The sequence below is a fragment of the Lutibacter sp. genome, from assembly GCF_041555395.1.
Lineage (GTDB): Bacteria > Bacteroidota > Bacteroidia > Flavobacteriales > Flavobacteriaceae > Lutibacter.
Map to the genome: position 1 here is coordinate 1 of NZ_JBFFKM010000101.1, position 3,684 is coordinate 3,684.

5 protein-coding genes and 1 tRNA gene are annotated in these 3,684 nt (G+C 32.4%); 4 read left to right on the plus strand and 2 right to left on the minus strand.

Going from position 1 to position 3,684, the window contains the following annotated elements; genetic code table 11:
* The first annotated feature begins 49 nt into the window (after nt 1-49).
* From fmt to ABY285_RS12305, 3 genes are all read left to right on the plus strand, one after another.
* The gene (fmt, locus tag ABY285_RS12295) at nt 50-994 is read left to right on the plus strand and encodes a methionyl-tRNA formyltransferase (protein WP_372770486.1); all 945 of its coding nucleotides are present in this window, start codon (nt 50-52) and stop codon (nt 992-994) included.
* A 188-nt stretch (nt 995-1,182) separates the two neighbouring features.
* The gene (locus tag ABY285_RS12300; RefSeq protein ID WP_372770488.1) at nt 1,183-1,455 is read left to right on the plus strand and encodes an HU family DNA-binding protein; all 273 of its coding nucleotides are present in this window, start codon (nt 1,183-1,185) and stop codon (nt 1,453-1,455) included.
* Nucleotides 1,456-1,558: 103 nt separating this feature from the next.
* Nucleotides 1,559-2,116, plus strand: coding sequence for a YqgE/AlgH family protein (locus ABY285_RS12305; RefSeq protein ID WP_372770490.1), 558 nt, complete (start codon nt 1,559-1,561; stop codon nt 2,114-2,116).
* On the opposite strand, the gene ABY285_RS12310 is transcribed toward ABY285_RS12305, so the two are convergent.
* Entirely contained in the window at nt 2,108-2,926 is an 819-nt protein-coding gene (locus tag ABY285_RS12310) for an aminotransferase class IV (protein WP_372770492.1), read from the minus strand. The genes ABY285_RS12305 and ABY285_RS12310 overlap by 9 nt on opposite strands.
* Nucleotides 2,927-3,004: 78 nt before the next feature.
* Nucleotides 3,005-3,388, minus strand: coding sequence for an START-like domain-containing protein (locus ABY285_RS12315; protein WP_372770494.1), 384 nt, complete (start codon nt 3,386-3,388; stop codon nt 3,005-3,007).
* A gap of 124 nt (nt 3,389-3,512) precedes the next feature.
* Between ABY285_RS12315 and ABY285_RS12320 the strand changes: the two genes are divergently transcribed.
* Nucleotides 3,513-3,586 (plus strand) — tRNA-Met (locus ABY285_RS12320).
* Nucleotides 3,587-3,684 lie beyond the last annotated feature (98 nt).

Sequence of the window (3,684 nt, forward strand, 5' to 3'; positions counted from 1 at the left end):
AAAATAAAATAACGATAACTTCGCAAAATAAATTTAAACGCACTTTTTAATGAGAGATTTACGCATTGTATTTATGGGAACTCCAGATTTTGCCGTTGCGACCTTAGACGCACTTATAAAAGCAAAATTCAACGTGGTTGGCGTGGTAACCGCGCCTGATAAACCAGCAGGAAGAGGCCGAAAAATTCAACAATCTCCTGTAAAAAAATACGCATTGGAACAAAACCTAGTTGTTTTGCAGCCCAGCAATTTAAAAAGTGAAGAATTTATTACCCAATTAAAAAGTTTAAATGCCAATTTGCAAATTGTTGTCGCGTTTAGAATGCTGCCAAAAGATGTATGGCAGCTTCCAGAATATGGCACATTTAATCTTCATGCATCTCTTTTGCCAAATTACAGGGGAGCAGCGCCCATTAATTGGGCCATCATTAACGGTGAAACCAAAACTGGGGTCTCCACTTTTTTTATTGATGAAAAAATTGATACCGGAAACATTATTTTACAGGAAGAAGTTAACATTGGAGATGATGAAACTTTAGGTGAATTACACGATAAGTTAATGGAAGTTGGCAGCAGATTGGTCGTAAAAACGGTTCAGCAAATTGAAAAAGGGACTGTTAAAACCATCAAACAACCGGAAATTGAAGAAAAATCAGCGCCAAAAATATATAATGAAACGTGCAAAATAAATTGGAACGACACTTTAACCAATACTTACAATTTAATACGAGGTTTAAATCCATACCCAGCTGCCTGGACAACACTCATTAATAATGATAAAGAAATTAAGGTTAAAATTTATAACGTAAAAAAGGAATCCGCACCACATCAACATAAAACAGGAACCGTAATCACTTCCAAAAACGATATTAAAGTCGCCTTAAGCAACGGATACATTATTATTGAAAGTTTACAGCTCGCCGGCAAAAAACAAATGGACAGTAAAAGTTTGTTAAATGGTTTCCAATTTAATGAAAATGCATTTATGCAATAAACTCCATATTTTAAAGGGCTTCAGATATATTTCTCCAATAATCATTGATGTTATTAACATTTAGCGTTATTTATTAACAAAAATGTCACTTTCTTTAGCAAAAACTTGCACAAACCCTTATTCCGTATAACTTTGTTAAGCTATTAGTAGCAAAATATGTTTAACCAATTAATTTAATATCTAAATTTATGAACAAATCAGATTTAATTGATGCAATGGCAGCAGATGCCGGAATCACAAAAGCAGCGGCAAAAGCAGCTTTAGAATCATTAACAGGAAACGTAACAGGCGCTCTTAAAAAAGGAGATAAAGTAGCTTTAGTTGGATGGGGAACTTGGTCTGTCTCTAAAAGAGCAGCAAGAGATGGAAGAAATCCTCAAACAGGAAAAACTATTAAAATTGCAGCAAAAAATGTTGTGAAATTTAAAGCTGGAGCTGGCTTAAGTGATGCTGTAAACTAATATATAAGAATTCTTTCTTATAACACAAAACTCTCTAAAAAAAACTTAGAGAGTTTTTTTTATTGATAAATTTTGTTATATTTAGTATTTCATAACTACTACTATGTTCATAAAAAATCCATCAAAAGGCCGATTACTGGTTGCGGAACCTTCCATATTAAATGATAAAGCATTTAACAGATCAGTCATTTATTTAACCGAACATGGAGAAAACGGATGTGTTGGATTTATTTTAAACAGACCCTCTAAATTTGTATTAAATGATTTAATTCCTGAAATAAATTGTGATTTCAAAATTTACAATGGCGGACCTGTTGAACAAGAAAATCTTTATTTTATTCATAATTCACCAGATTTAATTCCTAAAAGCATTCAAATAGACAAAAATATTTATTGGGGTGGAGATTTTGAAACTTTAACCGAATTACTGGATAACAATCTTTTGAAAACTACCGACATTCGGTTTTTCTTAGGCTATTCAGGATGGTCTGTAGATCAGTTAAAAGATGAGTTAAATGAATCTTCCTGGGTTGTCACAGAAAATAAATATCCCAATTTATTGCAGGTAAACATTGCTACTCTGTGGAAAAATCAATTAATGGAATTTGGCGGTGAATACCAAATATGGGCAAATGCGCCCAAAAATCCGGCATTAAATTAACTTGCTTAACATCAAGGTTAATTCTTTGGATACTTTGATACTATAATTACATTTTTTAAACTGGGTTACAGGCTGAATGCCCGCAATAGTGTTTGTGATAAAAACCTCATCGGCTTTTTGTAATTCAAAAGGTGAAATTTCGACTTCTTCGATGGTATATTCGTCACTTTTTGAAACCATTTCAAGTATTTTTTTTCTTATGATTCCTTTAATACATCCATCAGTAATTGGAGGGGTTTTTATGATATTTCCTTTTACCACGAAAATATTTCCGTTTATTGCTTCAGCAACATGTTTTTTTTCGTTCACTAAAATACAATTGTCAAACCCATTTTCCGAGGCGTAAATACTGGCCAGCACATTGGTTATTTTATTTGTTGTTTTAATGGTCGATAACATATCGGAATTCAAGTAATAATCTTTAAATATATCAACTGAATATTTTTCTTTTACCAAACTTATTAATGGCGAAGTTTCTATTATATAGTCAATTTGGTTGCTGATTGGATTGTAAAGTCCGCCATCTTTTCTAAAAACGGTAAGTCTCATCCTTGCACTTTCCAAATTATTTTGTACCGCGGTTTTTAGCAATTCGCTTTCAAAAAATTCCATGGTAAAATTCAAGGGAATCTCCATGCGCAACATTCTCATGGAAGCCATCAACCTAAAATAGTGGTCTTCTAAAAAATTAATTTTTGAATTCACAATTTTTAGCGTTTCAAATAGTGCATCTCCATAGTTAAAAGCCCTATTACCTGAATGTAATATCGCTTTTGATTTATCAAGCATGCGGCCATTAAAATTGATCATATCTTAAATATTTAGGGACAAAACTACATAAAAAAACCTTGAAGATCTTCAAGGTTTTTTTTTAAATTCATTTATATTTTAAGCGCCAATAGTGCGTTTAAGTTCGTCAATTTGATTTTTCCAAAACATTTTAGAATCTTCTATTTCATCTTCTTCTGCAAAATCGGTAACAATTAGGGAAACATCTTTAGTGATTTCATCCACTTCAATCTTAAACTCGAAGAACGTTTTATCATCGCCGTCATCAAGCCACCTAAATTTAATTTTTTCATCAGGACGTTCCTGAAGCACTTTGGCTTGTTCTTCTGATCCGTTCCAGATAAAAGTATATATTTCTCCTCTGGAATTTACATTATCCGCAAACCATTCTGAGAGACCGGAAGGGGTACCAAAATATTGGTATAACATATGAGGAGAAGCGTGTATTTGGAATTCAATTTCAAATTTTATTTTTGCAATCATAGTCTATTTTTAAAAAGCACAATATATATATATTTTCTTTTTAAAAAAAATTATATTTTAAAAATTAACTGGATAATTTTGTTCTGCGCAAGTTTTATTTTTTATATTTGCACCCTTAATAAATGGCGTGGTAGCTCAGTTGGTTAGAGCGTCGGATTCATAACCCGGAGGTCTCCAGTTCAATTCTGGATCACGCTACATAGAAATCAAGGACTTAGGTATTTAACTTAGGTCCTTTTTCTATTTGCGTGAGGAAAATTATCAAAACACCCTTATTTTCATAGTTTCAATTTCGA